Consider the following 16,627-nt stretch of genomic DNA (forward strand, 5'->3'; position numbering starts at 1 on the left):
GTGAATATGACGGAAGCCACAGGCATCGGTGCAAGTGCCAGAACTAAAGCCAAAGCAATAGAAAGCTCACCCGAAGCCTTAGTGCAAGCCCAGCTTGAAGCCTACAACCAGCGCGATCTCGCTACTTTTGTCGCCCAGTTTAGTGATGATGTGTGCATCTATCGTCCACCCGCAACAGCGCCCGTTATCCAAGGTAAAGCCGCTTTTAGTGACTTCTATCAGTATGAACGCTTTAACCTGCCCAATCTCCATGCCGAAATTGTCAGCCGTATGGTGGTTGGCAATAAAGTCGTCGATCACGAACGCATCAGCGGGATTAGAGATGAACCCTTTGAGGTGATGGTGGTGTTTGAAGTTAATGATGGGTTGATTCAAACCATGTGGAGTTTTACAACCAACTGATTGGTTTTTATTATTGTTTTTAAAATCAACGTCGTGGGGCTTCACCCCACACCCGACCAAAAGGGAAAAAGCGCCTATTCCCCTTTTGGAAATCCCCCGGCGTCCCTAGCGAAGTTACATGCATTAGTGACTGGCTTCGTGCTTACTCGAAAATAGCTAACGCTTCCGATGGGGCGTCCCTTCCCCCCGAAAGCTACGCAGACGTCCTGTCTGCGTTACGCGATTTTCTTCAACGCCCTTCAGCAACTTCGCAGGGAATTGGCGTATTCCTGTAGCCACGGTGTTAGCCACTTATTCTGAAAAGAATTATGTCTGTCCCGACTTTTTTAAAAATATACAGGATTAGCTCAATGTGTCATGTGTCAGCCGCCTTTCAATAAAATCAATATTTTCAGATATTTGCTGAATTACAAACTCAAGGATTATGGTAGATATCGATTTTGAAGCAGTCTTTAGATGGCCTTCAAGCTGTTCTTTAAACAATTTAAACCATTCAAATTCAGGGTACAACTCATGGTCTTTACCAAGAACTTGATTTAAACGATCTTTGATTATTGGTATAAACTGACGCTTGGTTTCATTTGGTAAATTTAAAAAAGCATTAAGAAATTCATCAGGTTTTATAAATTGTAATATTGGTTTATTTTTGTAGTGTTTTTGTTTGTCAGACCACTCAAAAAATAAAATAAACTGTTTCGGGTCTGAATTCATGATTTGGATTAACTTAACTGAATCCACTTGCGTTATCTTCTCATTAGCATTAATAACATAATCATTAATACATTTTGATATTAACTGAAAGTCAGGATGTTCTCTACAGGTATAACCTAAACCTTGGTATGAACCAAATCCATTTAATGATTCGAGTTGGTCATCAGTGATTTCAAAAAGGTTTAATTTCTTAATGTCATATAGATAAGCTTCCACATCGTTAACAATATCCTGCGGCGTTTTATTCAATAACTCATATTGTGATTGCCGCAAAAACATACCTGCAACATGCTTTAATACACATAGATTCTGATATTCTCTGTTATTAAACTCTGTGATTACCAAGGCTTGTAGCTTAGTAAATTCATGATCATCTAAATTGTAGAAGTACCATAATTTTTTCCAATTAGGAGTCTGTTCAAAAGCAAAGTATTTAGAAGTTCTAAATTCAGCGTTTATTTGCACAAAATTCGTACAGCTATTTTCAAAAAACTCTTTCCAAATACTTATACCAATAATTGAATCATAAAAATCAATTGGATATTTATCTTGTAAATTTCCCTTATTTTTCGCGTCAGGATTTACCTCTTTTTCTGAGTTATCATTCCGCTGGTAATCATAACCGAAAAATTTACCCACATTATTAGTAAGTAAACTTCCGGCATGCACTTCCATTGAAACCGCGATAAATAAAGTAAGAAAATGCTCCATTAGCTCTTCTTTATCCCTAATATCAGCGTCTAACTTACTGAACCACAATTCTAAATCTAGAAAGCACTTTCTTAATGATCTTAGGTTGTTATATCCAGAATGGATAAAGGTACTAATTATGACTGCTTTATACTTAGCAAGTGCTTTTTGGTTAGCGAGTGAAATCAGATTTTTTACAAAATAGTCAAATACACCTTCGACATCTGGTTTCACTTCTATTGTTTTACCAATAAGCTTTTCTTTTATTTTTTGATATTTTATCTGAGACTCGGGATTTGAATTCGAAAACGCTATCAGTTTCGACTCATCTGCTATGAGAACAACTTTATAGCCATCCTTCTCTACAAAGTAATTGATATAACCTAAGATAACTTGAATATCCATTGAGCATCGTTCAAGATCATCAAAAACCAAAATACAATGTTTAGTATCCGTTAAATATTTAGCTAGATTTATTTCGGGAACACTAATATTTGCAGATGCATCGGCCTTTCCGTCACCATCCAAATCAATTTTTAACGCTCCCTTTAAAATTCCTTTTGCAATTTGACCAGCAAACATCATTTTTTTACTAGATAAGATAGGGTTTAGCTGCTCAAAAAACTTTGCTTCGATATCTGTAATATCTCCAATGCCATAAAGGCTGACTCGAAGAAACTTGAGATCACTATTAGTACTTTTCATTTTACTAATAACATCTTCGACTAGATGTGACTTGCCGCACCCCCAAAAACCTTTGACTAGTAATGCATACTCTGGAGCAACTTCCATAGAGCAATAATATTCAATTAAATCTCGAGCATTTTTATTCAAATCAGTCACAAGCGTTCCTCCTTGAAAGTCAATAAATAGGCTTCTCACCTTTTGGCTATATTTGCACAAAATTCGCTTTAAGTTCAATATCACAGAAAACAGCAACTGATGAGTATGGCTATTGACGGTTGCGTTCCTGCGCTGCATAGCTTAATCCCAACGCATCCACATGAGTGTGCATTAATTGGCCATAGAGGCAAAACCAGCTAATAACACGCATTCCAGAAAATCTGGGGGTCATCATGCAACGTTTCTGCTTCATTGGCACGCTTATCTTGGTTGTTTCAGCGCGCAGCATATTAAGTGCCATATGACGAAGACCCGCCAAGTTTTCTGCTGCATTTTCCCGATAGATTTGACAGGCATCCTCTTGCAGACTTACATCTAGGATCCAGTGCATAGATTCTATCTCCCAATGAGCTCTTATCGCTTGCCCGGCACTGAGATCTTTGGAGTTGATGTAGTAGCAATATTCAATGTTCGCGGCCTTGCCTTTTTTAGCGTGGAAGTTTTCCACCATGACGACAGTGTTGGGCCCTTTCTAGGCAGAGAAATCACCCACTAGTTGTGTAGCACTAAAGGAAAGTCGGGACATAACTAGGATAAGCATAACTTTTATGCCTTAAGAGTTGACCAATAACGCCAGAGTCTAAGGAATATACCATCCCCTCGGAGTTGCCGCAGGGCGAATAGGCAAATTGCGTGAGTCCAGCCATGGATGGCTGGCTAGCTTTCGCAGGTGCAGGGACGCATCCTTCGGAAGCGATAGCAAAATTGCCTATGAGCACAAGGGGCTTTCAACTCCGTTGGGGCGTCATGGAGCATCCAAGGAGGATAGGACGAGCAGTCCTCCTTGGTCGGGTGTGGGGTGAAGCCCCACGACTTTGATTTTTCTAAGTGAAATGCATATATCACATGGATTTCAGCGGATTGATAACGCCCTCCACAACATGGAATTTAAGGCGATAGAAAAGGTATTGAAAGACAACCCAAAGTCATAAAGATCTAATCCTAATGCTGAAAGCCTTTAGCATTAGGATTCGGATTCAATTGTTAGCACAGCAAGCGACAGATAACAGATGCCGATGCAGCTAAAGTGGCATTTGATACTCAATCATGCCGGACTTTTGGCCAATCCAATCATAGAGTTTTTGCGCTGTGTGATTCGTCTCATGTGTATGCCAATACAAGCGTGCACAGTCTCGCTCATTTGCCGCTTGCTGAACAAACTCAATCAGTTGCTTACCGACAAGCTTGCCCCTCGCCGCTGGGGCGACAAACAGATCTTCAAGGTAGCAATACTCAGTTTCTGCCCAAGTGGAACGATGAAACACAAAGTGCACAAAGCCAAGCAGGTTTTCGCCCTCCCTCGCAACGGCGCAATAAAGCGGTTCTTGACGATCAAAAAACCGACGCCAAGTGGTTTGGGTGATCGCTTCCGAAAGTGCCACTTTGTAAAAGGTCTGGTAATCACGCCAGTGTGGTAACCAGAGTGAAAAGTCTGTTTCTTTAACCTGTTCAATGGTAACCGTTGGTGGTGGGTTGGACATAGGCTCGCTCCTTGGAAATGAATATAGTCATCAGATTTGCTGAAACCGGATTCTAGATTCAATTGCGGTACCACATAAGGTACACTTTTTGTATTTTTTACAGTACCAGTTTGGCTTATGAAAAAATCACAATCCAACTTCCCTCACTTGCAACTCAAAGATGGCACCCTCAAAGACCAGCTTTACCAGGCATTTAGAGAGGCCATTCTCGATGGACGCTTGCATCCTAGAATGAAGCTGCCCTCCAGCAGAGCCTTATCGGAAACCATGCAGATTTCGCGAAACTCAGTACTGCAAGGGTTTGATCGCCTAATTGATGAAGGCTACCTGCTGACTAAGCCAGGTTCGGGCACCTATGTGTCTGATACGATTCCCGACGAACTGATCGATATTCCAAACCGCAGTGATGTCAGCGTTCAAGCCTTTGATTCTGCATTGGAACTCAATCCACAGTTACTGGAGATGGCGCGACTGAGGGACAAGGGAAATACCCGCCACAGCATGTTCAACATTGGCGTGGGATGTGTTGATCTTTTCCCACACCAACTTTGGGGCCGCCTGCTAGGCAGGGTCTGGCGACAATCGCGTAAAACGCAGGGGAAACATAACCATAGTGCTGGGCATTTACCATTACGCGAAGCGATCAGTGACTATGCCCGTTCAACCCGAGGGCTAAATTGCACGCCCGAGCAAATCATCATAGTCAATGGCACTCAGCAAGCCATTAATCTCACGGCACAGGTACTGCTACAACAGGGAGATGAAGTCTGGCTCGATGAACCCGGATACGACGGCGCCTTAGGCGCTTTTCTCTCGCAAAATCTGCAAGTCCGCCCAGTTAGCCTTGATGATGAAGGCACAAAGATAGCCGAGGCGATACAGCAATGGCCCTCGGTGAAACTGGCTTTTACCGCACCTTCACATCAGTTCCCCCTCGGCGGAACGCTTAGTCTGCCACGGCGATTAGCCTTACTCGATTGGGTCGCTGAGCAGAATAAGTGGATTTTAGAAGATGACTATAATAGCGAGTTTCGTTATAGCGCCCGCCCGATACAGGCATTGCAGGGACTCGATAAACAACAGCGGGTGATCTACGCAGGCACCTTTTCCAAGATGCTATTACCAGAGCTACGACTCGGCTTTCTCGTCGTTCCGCCTAAACTGGTGGACGCCTTTAACCTTGCCAAACATTACGCCGACTCGCACACGGCTTACCTCGAACAAGCCACATTAGCGCTGTTTATCGCAGAGGGACATTACGCGCGGCATGTTCGACGAGTGCGAAAAGCCTGCTTAGCGCGCCAAACGGCGTTAATCACTGCAATTGAGCAGTATCTGCCAAACAAATTGTCAGTTCAGATCTCAGATTCAGGTATTCACCTCGTGTGTTGGCTAAAAGGCGGCTTGACCGAAGACGAAGTGATCAACAAATGCCGCCAGCTCAGCTTGGGGGCGCAGCCTTTGTCTCGGTATTGCCAAACGCCCTATCCAAGGCAAGCGATTTTACTGGGTTACGCAGCCCATACACCCGATGAGCTGCGGGAAAATATTAAAAAACTCGCCCAAGTCCTTTAATACCCAGCATTAAAAAGCTTGAAAGAAAATCCCGAAGGCGCTGAAGATGGCGACAAACCATGAGAGGGATCGTAGGGTGCCTTTGTTGGCAAGGTATAGGATATGATACACAAAGCGGGCGGCGACATGGGTGATTGCCAGCCACTCAGTGGTGGGGTTTACTTTGCCCGTAGCGATAACCACTAATACCGCCAGACCAAACACTAACAGGGACTCGAAGGCATTTTGATGCCCTGCCAAGGCGCGAGCACCAAAACCGGTTAGCTGTGCTTGCTGGGCGCGGGGATGATTATTGTCATAACCGCCCGCCTTGGCCATCGCCCAAGCGACGGGGCCTTTCGCCAGATACGGCAATAACATGGCGACAAATAGGCAAATAAGTAAAGTATTCATAGGTTAAGCTTCCTTTGATTGTTGTTCGAGTTCTGTTATTCAAGCTCTACTGTTTTAGATCTGCTGTTTGAGTTCTGCTGTTTTAGCTCTGCTACTGCGAGTACTGCTGTTTAAGCTCTACAGCGACGAGTCCTGTTGCGAGTGCCGCTACGAGAATTTTAGTTAAAAGTGTATGGGTTAACAGCGTTATTTTACTATGTACATGCCTTCACTTGCGGGGCGACTAAATTTAAAACCAAACTTTTCATAGAGTTCAGGCACATCGGCCATCAGGGTAATATACGCACCCTCAAAAGCCTCACGGTCAAGATAGGCCATAATGTGCTGCATAATCAGCCGTCCTAAGCCTTTGCCTTGGTGCTCGGGATCGACCGCAATATCAACAATTTCAAAGTTCAGTGCGCCGTCGCCAACCACACGTCCCATACCTACAGTTTGATCGGCAAGCTTTATCTGCACGCCATATAAACTCCTAGGTAAGGCCTTAATAGCGCCCGCCAATGGCCGAGGACTTAATCCCGAAATCTGCCGTAAACGGATAAAATCATTGGCAGAGGCAACATCTTCAAGCACTTGATACATGATATTCCCTATTGTTTTATTCAGTCGCTTGCTTCTGCAACTAAGCTTCAGTAACTTGATTCTATAACTAAGCTTCAGTCACTTGGCTTTCAACTATTTAGCTCTCAATCACCTCAAGATCAAAGCCTTCATCCAGAGTCGGCGGCTGAAAATAACCGCTCACATGCCAGAACATCGCCTCGGTATCGAACATAGCGCGCTCAGGGTGACTTTGTCTGCGTTTATTGAGTTGGCTCAAACAAAGCGCATCGCTGTGATTAAGATGCATCAACTTATGAGCGGCGCCGCAATCGGTAAAAATGCTTCGAAACCACAGGCGTTGATTCACGGTATTCGCGGGAAAGTCCATCACCACAGACACACCCGAACAGAGCAGTTCCTGCACATGCTTTTTAAGCAAGGGCTTAAGACGAGCGGAATAGTTCAGGTAAGTATCAAAATCATTAATTTCATCGGCATACAGCGCCGCCAGCCATTCGTCTTCTGAGATTAAAACGCGGTTTTCGGCCTCGGCAAGTTGTCGCGATAAGGTGGATTTACCTGCGCCCATTTTGCCACAGAGGAATATTAACATGCCTTTATTGGCTTCTTGCCCTAACGCATTTTGCTCTGTCATCTTCACTCCTTGATTACATATCTTTTATCTCAACTAACGATTTCATCTAGTGAGGACACAAACTAACGACAGTACAGAGCATCACATAAAGCATGAACAGCGAGCAAGGCTTAGGGCGGGTTTGAGGTAATAAATTCCCATTAAATTAATGACTATGCTGTGTTTCCACAGCAGGCGTTTCCGCTATTCCCACAATCCAGTTTTAGCTTCATCACTTGCTTAGATGTCTTATATCACTTCGCCCACTCAGTCTTAAATCTGTTCGCCCGCTCCGTCTTACATCTCTTCACCAACTGAGTTCGCCTCGCTCTCTGAGCCCTCGCCGCTGCCTTAAACCAGAAACCCCCAAGTATTTAACTCGACCAATAAAATAATAAACCACATTTTTAATCTAATAATTAAGCACTAAAGTAGTAATTTACGCTGCATAATAAAAATATTACCACCACTCATGCTGTGACGATAAATTAAGCGTATGCTAGGGTAAGCATGAAAGGATAACCGTCATAAGTGCAAAGGAGGCTCTATGATCACTGTCGTTCCGCGTACCGTCACTTCCCCTAAAAAATTCATTATCGGCAAGGGCTTATTAGCTCAAATGCATGATTATGTTAAGGACTTTGGTGACAATGCTTTTATCATCTGCGATGAATTTATCCTCAGCCGAGTTGAGAATGAAGCGGTCGCAGGGCTGGATCAAAATGGGATCAGCTGCCATCTCGAAAAATTCAACTATGAGTGCAGCGAAGCCGAGATAAAGCGCTTAGGTGCACTGGCAGAGCAGCATCATACCAATGTAATTGTTGGAGTTGGCGGGGGTAAAACCTTAGATGCCGCCAAAGCCGTCGCCTTCTATCAAAAACGGCCAGTGGTGCTCTACCCAACCATTGCTTCAACCGATGCACCATGTACGGCACTTGCCGTGATCTATTCCGAAACCGGTGAGTTTGAGCGCTATCTGTTTATGCCACAAAATCCTGATGCTGTTGTTGCCGACACAGCCATTATCGCCGCTGCTCCCGCCCGATTCTTTGCAGCAGGCATAGGCGATGCACTGGCCACTTACTTTGAAGCCCGCGCCTGTTATCAATCGGATGGCGTCAATCTCGTATTGAAAAAACCTTCCCGCACTGGGCTGGGATTAGCGCAACTTTGCTATCAACTACTAACTGAAAATGTTGAAGCCGCTATGGATGCGGTGAGAAACAAGATAGTCACTCCCGCACTTGAGCAAACCATTGAAGCGACGATTTATCTCAGTGGTGTCGGGGCCGAAGCGGGCGGATTAGCCGCAGCCCATGCTGTGAACAATGGTATGTCGGCGGTAGCTGACCTACATAAAGCCCAACACGGCGAGAAAGTGGTGTTTGGCTTGCTCACCCAGCTAGTACTCGAAAATGCCCCCAAAGCCGAAATCGATAACGTCATTCACATCATCAAAACCGCGGGACTGCCGCTCACGCTCGCCGATTTGGGGCTAAAAACCTTTGTCGAAGCAGAGTGGCGCAAAGTGGCTGAGATTGCCTGCGCAGAGGGCGACACTATGGGCAATATGCGGATGCAGTTAACCGCCGACGATGTCTATCAAGCCATGATCGCCGCCAATGCGATGGCTGAGCGTTATAAAAAGCTTGCGGTTTAAAACAGTTAAAAACGCCTCTGACAGGCGCCCATCATCCCTTTGATATGTTTATCAAAGTTAACGGATGTGGCTAAAATTCAGCCTGCCACTGCGCGAGTTTAAAGATCATCAATAACTCCCTTGCCTCAGATTAATGCTAAGCAAGAGCGCAAGGGAGATAACAACAGACACGATACTTCCACCCTCGATGCCAAGAGTTGGCATTTACTCTCTATTCGTTGAACGCTTGGAGGAACATATGGCTTATGCAACGATCAATCCCTTTACGGGAGAGCTAGTTAAAGAATTTCCAAATGCAACAGATACCGAAGTCACGCAGGCGATAGAATCCGCCCATCAGGCATTTTTAAGCTGGCGAACCACGCCTTTTGCCGACAAGGCCGCCGTACTCACTAAAGCCGCTCACATCCTCAGAGACAGCAAGCCCACTTACGCTAAATTGCTGACCTTAGAAATGGGCAAAGTTACCGCAGAAGCTGAGGCAGAAGTCGAACTGTCGGCGCAAATTTTCGAATACTACGCCGAACATGCCGAGCGATTGTTAGCTCCGCAAAAACTGCCCGTTGCCGATCCCGCCGAAGGTGAAGCGATACTGGTTAACGAGCCGCTGGGCGTATTACTGGCCATCGAACCTTGGAACTTTCCCTACTACCAAATTGCTCGCATCCTCGCGCCCCAGCTTGCTGCCGGCAATACCCTACTGCTCAAACATGCGTCCAATGTGCCCCAGTGCGCCGCCGCTTTTGAAGGTCTAATGCGCGATGCCGGATTGCCCGCAGGCGCATTCCAAAACCTGTACGCTACTCGAGAACAAATAGGACAGATCATCAATTCACCCAAAGTGCATGGGGTCGCCCTCACAGGCTCAGAAGATGCGGGATCGCACATTGCGGCTCAGGCCGGTAAGGCGCTGAAAAAGTCCACCCTCGAACTGGGTGGCGCAGATGCTTTTATCGTACTTGAAGACGCCGAACTGCCAAAAACCATTGATTGGGCTGTATTTGGTCGTCACTGGAATGCGGGTCAGGTCTGCACCTCATCTAAGCGGATGATCTTAGTTGAAGCCATTTATGATGAATTTATGCAAGGCTATATCAAAGGGATCGAAGCCTTAAAAGCGGGCGATCCTATGGATCCCACCACCACACTGGCACCGCTGTCTTCCCAAGGCGCCGCCGATGAGTTGAAGCAGAAAATCCGTGATGCCGTAAAACACGGCGCGACCGCGACCGAAGTGGGGCCAAAAGTGCCGCAGCAAGGCGCCTTTGTGCAGCCAACAATACTGACAAACCTGACGCCAGATAATCCCGCCTACTATTGGGAATTCTTCGGTCCTGTGTCCAGTATCCACAAAGTGAAGGATGAGCAAGCAGCGATTGCCGTTGCCAATGACTCGCCCTTTGGACTGGGTGGCTCAGTGTTTACCGCCGATACCAAACGCGGGCTGGCGGTCGCTAAGCAGGTTTCCACTGGCATGATGTTTGTTAATCATCCGACTATGGTCAAGGCCGATTTGCCCTTTGGCGGCGTGCGCCGCTCAGGTTATGGCCGCGAGTTGATTGATTTAGGATTGAAAGAGTTTGTAAATCACAAGCTGATTGATGTGGTCGATATAGACGCACCTTTCTAACTCCTTAAACAATAGCGACATCTGACTAAACGCCTGACGGAATAATCTGTCAGGCGTTTTTATTTAACGCGCTTTATCCAAGGCATCACATAGGGCTTGAACGCCGAGTAAGGCTCTGGGCGTCGCACGGTGTAATAAATCGGCATTGAGTTGATAAATATGCTGTTTTTTAACGGCAGGAATTTCGGGCCATTGGCTCCAATCGACACCTTTAACATTGCCTTCCTCTTGGCTTTGCAAAATCACCTCGGGCAAGGTCAGCAACACATTTTCTAAACTCACCTGCGGGTAATCACTGGCGGCATCGTAAAACACATTTTGGCCATGACACACGTTGATAATTTGTTGGATCCAACTGTTTTTAGAAACCGTCATTAATGGTGTCGACCAGAGTTGATAAAACACTTTAGGCTCTGATTTACTGGCATTCTCAGTCCGTAAACGGATAAGTTCGGCGCGATACGCAGCAGCGGCCTTACTCGCCTCTTCAACGTGGCCAGTTAATTTACCTAGCTCTTCCAGTTCCTTGGCAACCCCTTCTAAGGTTTTGGGATCGCTACCATATAGGTTAAACCCCAGCGTTCGAAGTTGATTGATATCTTCGGCTTTATTGCCCGTATCCCACACCACAATCAGATCGGGATTAAGCTCCATCACCCGCTCCATTTGAATGCCATAGTAACCCCCAATACGCGGGATTTTTTTGGCCGCCTCGGGATAATCCGCATAATCAGTTGCGGCCACTATGGCATCACCCGCGCCTATGGCGTAGAGCATTTCTACCGCGTGGGGCGAGAGCGCAATAATGCGTTTAGCGGGATCGGCCAACACGCCGTGGGGAAGAAACAAGCTGAGCCCAAAAACGAGTCCAGCTAAGTGTCGCTTAATCATGATATACCTTAATTTTTAAAGAGTTAAACTAGCTGCTCTGGCCAGCCATAGTGTTCGATATAGGTTTGTAGATTCTTAGGGCGATACTTAGGATCTTGATCCCAGCGGGCCTTCACCGAATGATGTAAAAGCACTGGGACTTGCTCAGGGTCGAGTGGCCGCAAGTATTCCTGCTTTATCCGATAAAAGCTGCGCCTCGAATCATGCAAGGTGGCTAACGGACTCGGATGCACACTCGCGGCTAAGTGTGGCTCTAGGCTTAAATCAAATTTCTGCGCCTCAGATATCATCCACAGCAGCGCATTGTCCGACAGCAATGCGCCATCTTTATCGGGTTTATAACTGCCGCCAATATTGCTATGGGCACCGGCAAACCACACCTGTTGCATGTCCATATTGTCGCGCAGTTGCCAGATGGTCGGCTCAAAGTCGCTGCGGTGTTCGTCTATGGCTAAGGCATGGCGGGCAACGCGCACATTGCGGCCGATTTTAGTGTCGTAAAACTCATCTTTATCTTCGAACAAACCTAAAAACGAGATAGGGATCCCCATGGCGCCAACGGTATCCCACACGCCAACAAACTTGATGTCCCGCGATTCGTGGCTGTATCTAGCTCTAAATTCGAGGGATTTTTCGCCATCAGGGGCAAAGGGCGCACTGCTTTTTTTATAATGGTCGAAGGCTTGCTGAATCAATGCTGCATCGGGGCGTTTGAGTATGCCGCAGTTATTAATCAAGCCACACAGGCAACGCACTGTGTAAGCACCACGACTAAAGCCAAAGAGATAGATCTCGTCGCCGGGAGAATAGTTTTGCACTATGTAGCGATACCCATCCATGATGTTTTTATGCAAACCGCGCCCTGTTGCGCCGCCCATGGCTTCATCGTAATAGGAACCGACACCCCAATCGTAAAACACTTGCTGGGGTTTGCCGTCACTGGCCAAGGGGCTAATCGCCCGCGCGAGGCGCAGCACATTGGTTGGGAAATCGACCTTAAGATCTTTTTCGGGCCGACTCCAAGTCCCATCGGCACAAATCACAATACGCTTATTCATAGGATCATCCTTGAGAACACTTTGAACATTAAACGGTTAGTGACTAACGGCTAGTAGTGGCTAAAGGCCTAGCTGCCAGCCAATAACAGATAGTCGCTTATGCGCCAACTTTTACCAAGTTCGATTAGTAATCAAAACCTTGCTGTGCCTTGATACCCGCTTCAAAGGCGTGTTTCAGCGGCTGCACTTCGCTGACAGTATCAGCCAGCTCGATAATAGCGCGATGACAAGCGCGGCCCGTAATAATCACATGCTGCATGGGTGGACGATTTTTGAGTGCATTGAGCACGCGTTCCACATCCAGATAGTGATAGCTCACCATATAGGTGAGTTCATCGAGCATCACGCAATCTATGCTCTCATCTTGCAGCAGCTTTTCGGCGGCTTCCCATGCGAGCACAGCAGCGGCAGTATCCTTTTCTTTATCTTGGGTTTCCCAGGTAAAACCTGTGCCCATCACATGGAACTCAACCCCTGCGCCTTCGAGTAAGTTACGCTCACCGCACTCCCAGGTGCCTTTGATAAATTGTACAACTGCGGCTTTTTTTCCGTGACCGACGGCGCGGGCAACGGTGCCAAAACCAGAGGTCGATTTACCTTTGCCGTTACCGGTTAATACCAGCAAAATGCCCTTTTCTTCTTGGGCGGCGGCAATTTTAGCATCCACACCGGCTTTCACTTTTTGTTGGCGAACCTTGTGGCGTTCGGCCTTGATTTGCGCTTGTTCATTGTCGTTTTGTGCTGTCATGGTCTTCTCTTCACTCTGCTGCTAAAAATGTATGCTTTTATAAATGGTTCAATAGACAGCGGCAAATGGTTAGTTTGTAAATGCCGCTCTCACAATATCCATTCTTTGCCGAATTCAACGCTGAACTGCGGCATCCCAAATAGTCTGTAATTTTTGCATATCTAGATGCTCGGCTAACACATCGGCTAAACGCTCGAGTTGCTGCTCACGTATTTGATTGATATCGATGGTCTTAGCATCGTTTAATCCCGCCCAGCGCAGGATCAGCTGACAGGCATCAGGGCTATCAAACAGCCCGTGTAAATAAGTACCTAAGATTTGCCCGTCATCGCTTTGCAGGCCATCGGCAAAACTCATCGCTGGCGCGGTTAATGATGTCGATTCTGGGATTAACTGCAAGGGCGGATTCGCTTGTTCAAACCTAGGGATAAGATAACGTGATTCGCCGCAGTGGATTTCATAGCCCTGCACAGCAACTGTTTGCCCAAGTAACGTTAGCTCACCGCTCACCCGCCGTAACTGTTTATCGACTTTCAGTTCTGTGCTCAATGGTAAGTAGCCAAGTCCTTCGGTATCGCCCGCACTGTCTTCAATCCCTAAGGGATCGGCAATGCTTTGGCCTAACATTTGGTAACCGCCGCAAATGCCGAGCACTTTCCCGCCGTAACGCAGATGTGTAGCGATATCCTTATCCCAACCTTGCTGGCGTAAAAAGGCCAAATCGGCGCGCACATTCTTACTGCCGGGCAAGATCAATAAATCGGCGGCGGGCAAATGAATGGCTTGACTCGCGGCTTGGGTTTGCAACGACACATAGTCAAAATCGATATCGGGATGCAGCCGCAGCGGATCAAAATCCGTGTGATTACTGATCCTTGGGTACACTAATACCCGCACTTTTAAGCGGCTGTTAGCGCCTTTAGATGGCGAGCTTATCAGCGCATCTTCGGCATCGAGATGTAAATCATGCAGATAAGGCAACACACCTAAAACAGGCTTGTTCGTATAAGCTTCAAGCCAATCGAGGCCAGATTGCAATAGGCTAATATCGCCACGGAAACGATTGATCACAAAGCCCTTTACCCGCGCCTGTTCAGACTCAGATAACAGCGCCAGCGTCCCGACCAAATGGGCAAATACGCCGCCCTTGTCGATATCGGCAATGATGATCACAGGGCAATCCACAGCTTCGGCAAATCCCATGTTGGCAATATCGCCCTCGCGCAGATTGATCTCCGCCGGACTCCCCGCGCCTTCCACCACTATGGTTTGATACTGGCCACTTAATCGCTCGAAGGATTCCAGCACAGCACAGAGCGCCATTGCCTTGTAATCCTTAGATTTAGGCCCAAAAAAGGCCGAGGCTTCCAGCGTTGTCAGGGCTTTGCCGTGAACGATAATTTGCGCGCCCGTGTCCGAGCTAGGTTTAAGCAGAATAGGATTAAAATCGGTATGGGGCTCAAGGTAACAGGCCGCGGCTTGCAACGCCTGTGCGCGGCCAATCTCGCCGCCATCAATAGTCACCGCGCTATTGAGCGCCATGTTTTGCGGCTTAAAGGGCGCAACCTTTACGCCTTGACGGGCGAGCAAACGACAAATCCCCGCCACTAAGGTGCTTTTACCCGCATCGGACGTTGTGCCCTGCACCATCAAGACTTTTGCGCGTCGAAGCGAATTAACCGCAGGTCTATTCACTGCGGGATTCACCGCAAGATTAGCAGCAGAATGAATAGCTAAAGCGTTAGCGGTATCGAGTGCAGTTGCACAGCCTGTGTTGTCTGTGTTTGAAGAGGGCATAGGGTTAAAAACTTATTCTAGTTTGCAGGGATAAAGATAAAAGCTCAGTCTAAATATCACTTAACTGATTTAGATTACAGTGGTTTGAGTGCCAAGGATAAACCCGCGACCACTAAGGTGACATTGTCAGCCAAGGCGGCTACGGCTTGGTTTAACCAGCCCGCTTCATCAACAAATTGTCGGCTCAATTCACCTAAGGGCACGATACCTGAGCCCACTTCGTTACTGATCAACACCACCACACCTTCTAGCTCAGCAAGGGAATCCACAAAAGCGCTTTTCTCTGCCTGCCAACTCGCCAGAGCTTCATCGTTAGAGGTTGAAGTAGCAGAGGTTGAAACGGCAAAGTCAGTCGCATGCCACTCAGTCGGCGCGGGTTCATCATCAATCTTGGCGCTGGATGCAAGTAATTGATTGGTCAACCAAAGAGTTAAACAGTCCACTAAAATCACTCGCCCAGGTTTTGCTAAGCGCTTTAACAGTGCCGTAAGGGCGAGCGATTCTTCAAACAATTGCCATTCGATACCATCGTCCGTTCGTCCCGCTTGATGTTTGGCGATACGGGTCGCCATTTCATCATCCAGCGCCTGCGCCGTGGCCACATAGCAGGCATCAAAGCCGAGCGCTGTGTACTGGCGCACTAAGGCTTCACCGTAGCGACTCTTACCACTACGGGCGCCGCCTAGGACGAGATGGATCACAGTATGTTACCCACAACGAGCAATACAAAATAACACACGATTTCAGCTATTTGCTGCGCCGCGCCTAAGGTATCACCCGTGTAACCGCCAATCTGGCGTCTAAAGATCACTATGATCAAACGGCGCAGTCCTATCATCACCAATAGCAATGACAATGCCGCTAACCCCTTGAGGAATAACAACACTAATACGCCGCTGGCGATCAGGATAAGCAGCTCATTAATGCCTTGATGTTGCGATAGCGGCTTAGACTTACTGGTCTCGTCATCGCGGACATATTTTTCACTAAAGATAATACTGGCTGATACCACGCGGCTCACTGTGTGCGCGACGATAAGCGCCGAGCCCGCCACCACAGGATCGTACAGCGCCAACTCGACTAGCAACTGCCATTTCAGCAGCAGGGCCAACATCAACGCCAGTGCGCCATAACTGCCAAGGCGCGAGTCCTTCATGATCCGTAGCTTGTCTTCCGCCGTCCAACCACCGCCAAAACCGTCGAAGGTATCGGCTAGGCCATCCTCGTGAAATCCGCCCGTGAGCAAGACGCCAACCAACATAGCTAACAGCACAGAGACGCCGGCGGGGAGCCAGTTCTGCGTCAGCCAAAATACAATGGCACTTAACAGGCCGACCAAAAGACCGACGAGACCGAAATAACGGCTGGCCTTATTCAACTTATCGCTATCGACTTCGACCCATTTAGGCATAGGAATGCGGGTAAAATAGCCCATGGCAACTAAAAACAAATCTATCTCTTTGTGCCAGCTTTCGCGTTCTGACATAAAGCATCCTTAGTGAATTAAC

The 16,627-nt window shown here is 47.2% G+C and carries 15 protein-coding genes and 1 pseudogene; 4 read left to right on the forward strand and 12 right to left on the reverse strand.

All coding sequences use genetic code 11. The annotated features are described in order from the left end of the window. Positions 1 to 6 precede the first annotated feature (6 nt). Positions 7 to 402, forward strand: coding sequence for a nuclear transport factor 2 family protein (locus KV201_RS10685; protein ID WP_226059300.1), 396 nt, complete (start codon positions 7 to 9; stop codon positions 400 to 402). A gap of 342 nt (positions 403 to 744) precedes the next feature. On the opposite strand, the gene KV201_RS10690 is transcribed toward KV201_RS10685, so the two are convergent. From KV201_RS10690 to KV201_RS10700, 3 genes and pseudogenes are all read right to left on the reverse strand, one after another. Further along, positions 745 to 2,646 carry a P-loop NTPase fold protein gene (locus KV201_RS10690; RefSeq protein WP_226059301.1) on the reverse strand — a complete coding sequence of 634 codons (1,902 nt, stop codon included), beginning with the start codon at positions 2,644 to 2,646 and terminating at the stop codon, positions 745 to 747. A 171-nt stretch (positions 2,647 to 2,817) separates the two neighbouring features. Further along, positions 2,818 to 3,163 (reverse strand): annotated as a pseudogene (locus KV201_RS10695) (ISAs1 family transposase); the annotation flags it as partial. Between the two features lie 565 nt (positions 3,164 to 3,728). Then, positions 3,729 to 4,187, reverse strand: a complete 459-nt coding sequence (locus tag KV201_RS10700; RefSeq protein WP_012088437.1) for a GNAT family N-acetyltransferase — start codon at positions 4,185 to 4,187, stop codon at positions 3,729 to 3,731. Positions 4,188 to 4,304: 117 nt separating this feature from the next. On the opposite strand from KV201_RS10700, the gene KV201_RS10705 reads away from it, so the two are divergent. After that, positions 4,305 to 5,762: a PLP-dependent aminotransferase family protein gene (locus KV201_RS10705; RefSeq protein WP_226059302.1), complete on the forward strand. Its 1,458-nt coding sequence runs from the start codon at positions 4,305 to 4,307 to the stop codon at positions 5,760 to 5,762. A 9-nt stretch (positions 5,763 to 5,771) separates the two neighbouring features. Here the strand turns inward: KV201_RS10705 and KV201_RS10710 are convergent, their stop codons facing one another. From KV201_RS10710 to KV201_RS10720, 3 genes are all read right to left on the reverse strand, one after another. Further along, positions 5,772 to 6,155: an MAPEG family protein gene (locus KV201_RS10710; protein WP_011847592.1), complete on the reverse strand. Its 384-nt coding sequence runs from the start codon at positions 6,153 to 6,155 to the stop codon at positions 5,772 to 5,774. Positions 6,156 to 6,341: 186 nt separating this feature from the next. Next, positions 6,342 to 6,737 (reverse strand): GNAT family N-acetyltransferase, encoded by a 396-nt coding sequence (locus KV201_RS10715; protein ID WP_006085872.1) that lies wholly within the window; start codon positions 6,735 to 6,737, stop codon positions 6,342 to 6,344. Positions 6,738 to 6,834: 97 nt separating this feature from the next. Next, on the reverse strand, positions 6,835 to 7,353 hold the full coding sequence (locus KV201_RS10720; RefSeq protein ID WP_226059303.1) for an ATP-binding protein: 519 nt from the start codon (positions 7,351 to 7,353) through the stop codon (positions 6,835 to 6,837). Positions 7,354 to 7,879: 526 nt separating this feature from the next. Here KV201_RS10720 and KV201_RS10725 point away from each other — a divergent pair. Continuing rightward, the gene (locus KV201_RS10725; RefSeq protein WP_226059304.1) at positions 7,880 to 8,995 is read left to right on the forward strand and encodes a glycerol dehydrogenase; all 1,116 of its coding nucleotides are present in this window, start codon (positions 7,880 to 7,882) and stop codon (positions 8,993 to 8,995) included. A gap of 238 nt (positions 8,996 to 9,233) precedes the next feature. Then, positions 9,234 to 10,625, forward strand: a complete 1,392-nt coding sequence (locus KV201_RS10730) for an NAD-dependent succinate-semialdehyde dehydrogenase (RefSeq protein ID WP_226059305.1) — start codon at positions 9,234 to 9,236, stop codon at positions 10,623 to 10,625. A gap of 63 nt (positions 10,626 to 10,688) precedes the next feature. On the opposite strand, the gene KV201_RS10735 is transcribed toward KV201_RS10730, so the two are convergent. The 6 genes from KV201_RS10735 to KV201_RS10760 all read right to left on the reverse strand — a co-directional run bounded on the left by KV201_RS10735 (position 10,689) and on the right by KV201_RS10760 (position 16,605). Further along, positions 10,689 to 11,516 (reverse strand): cobalamin-binding protein, encoded by an 828-nt coding sequence (locus KV201_RS10735; protein WP_226059306.1) that lies wholly within the window; start codon positions 11,514 to 11,516, stop codon positions 10,689 to 10,691. 23 nt (positions 11,517 to 11,539) lie between these two features. After that, positions 11,540 to 12,574, reverse strand: a complete 1,035-nt coding sequence (locus KV201_RS10740) for a DUF2235 domain-containing protein (RefSeq protein ID WP_226059307.1) — start codon at positions 12,572 to 12,574, stop codon at positions 11,540 to 11,542. Positions 12,575 to 12,698: 124 nt separating this feature from the next. Further along, positions 12,699 to 13,322: a cob(I)yrinic acid a,c-diamide adenosyltransferase gene (gene cobO, locus KV201_RS10745; RefSeq protein ID WP_226059308.1), complete on the reverse strand. Its 624-nt coding sequence runs from the start codon at positions 13,320 to 13,322 to the stop codon at positions 12,699 to 12,701. A 114-nt stretch (positions 13,323 to 13,436) separates the two neighbouring features. Continuing rightward, a complete protein-coding gene (locus KV201_RS10750) occupies positions 13,437 to 15,119 on the reverse strand; it encodes a cobyric acid synthase (RefSeq protein ID WP_226059309.1) in 1,683 nt (560 codons plus the stop codon). 74 nt (positions 15,120 to 15,193) lie between these two features. Next, entirely contained in the window at positions 15,194 to 15,820 is a 627-nt protein-coding gene (gene cobU, locus KV201_RS10755; RefSeq protein ID WP_226059310.1) for a bifunctional adenosylcobinamide kinase/adenosylcobinamide-phosphate guanylyltransferase, read from the reverse strand. Then, positions 15,817 to 16,605 carry an adenosylcobinamide-GDP ribazoletransferase gene (locus tag KV201_RS10760; protein WP_006082834.1) on the reverse strand — a complete coding sequence of 263 codons (789 nt, stop codon included), beginning with the start codon at positions 16,603 to 16,605 and terminating at the stop codon, positions 15,817 to 15,819. The genes cobU and KV201_RS10760 overlap by 4 nt, the downstream gene beginning before the upstream one ends. Positions 16,606 to 16,627 lie beyond the last annotated feature (22 nt).

Source organism: Shewanella sp. SR1, assembly GCF_020447145.1.
Classification (GTDB): Bacteria; Pseudomonadota; Gammaproteobacteria; order Enterobacterales; family Shewanellaceae; genus Shewanella; species Shewanella baltica.

Coding starts and splice junctions, on each gene's coding strand:
- KV201_RS10685 (WP_226059300.1), top strand. CDS start 7: ATGACGGAAGCCACAGGCATCGGTGCAAGTGCCAGAACTAAAGCCAAA.
- KV201_RS10700 (WP_012088437.1), bottom strand. CDS start 4,187: ATGTCCAACCCACCACCAACGGTTACCATTGAACAGGTTAAAGAAACA.
- KV201_RS10705 (WP_226059302.1), top strand. CDS start 4,305: ATGAAAAAATCACAATCCAACTTCCCTCACTTGCAACTCAAAGATGGC.
- KV201_RS10710 (WP_011847592.1), bottom strand. CDS start 6,155: ATGAATACTTTACTTATTTGCCTATTTGTCGCCATGTTATTGCCGTAT.
- KV201_RS10715 (WP_006085872.1), bottom strand. CDS start 6,737: ATGTATCAAGTGCTTGAAGATGTTGCCTCTGCCAATGATTTTATCCGT.
- KV201_RS10720 (WP_226059303.1), bottom strand. CDS start 7,353: ATGACAGAGCAAAATGCGTTAGGGCAAGAAGCCAATAAAGGCATGTTA.
- KV201_RS10725 (WP_226059304.1), top strand. CDS start 7,880: ATGATCACTGTCGTTCCGCGTACCGTCACTTCCCCTAAAAAATTCATT.
- KV201_RS10730 (WP_226059305.1), top strand. CDS start 9,234: ATGGCTTATGCAACGATCAATCCCTTTACGGGAGAGCTAGTTAAAGAA.
- KV201_RS10735 (WP_226059306.1), bottom strand. CDS start 11,516: ATGATTAAGCGACACTTAGCTGGACTCGTTTTTGGGCTCAGCTTGTTT.
- KV201_RS10740 (WP_226059307.1), bottom strand. CDS start 12,574: ATGAATAAGCGTATTGTGATTTGTGCCGATGGGACTTGGAGTCGGCCC.
- cobO (WP_226059308.1), bottom strand. CDS start 13,322: ATGACAGCACAAAACGACAATGAACAAGCGCAAATCAAGGCCGAACGC.
- KV201_RS10750 (WP_226059309.1), bottom strand. CDS start 15,119: ATGCCCTCTTCAAACACAGACAACACAGGCTGTGCAACTGCACTCGAT.
- KV201_RS10760 (WP_006082834.1), bottom strand. CDS start 16,605: ATGTCAGAACGCGAAAGCTGGCACAAAGAGATAGATTTGTTTTTAGTT.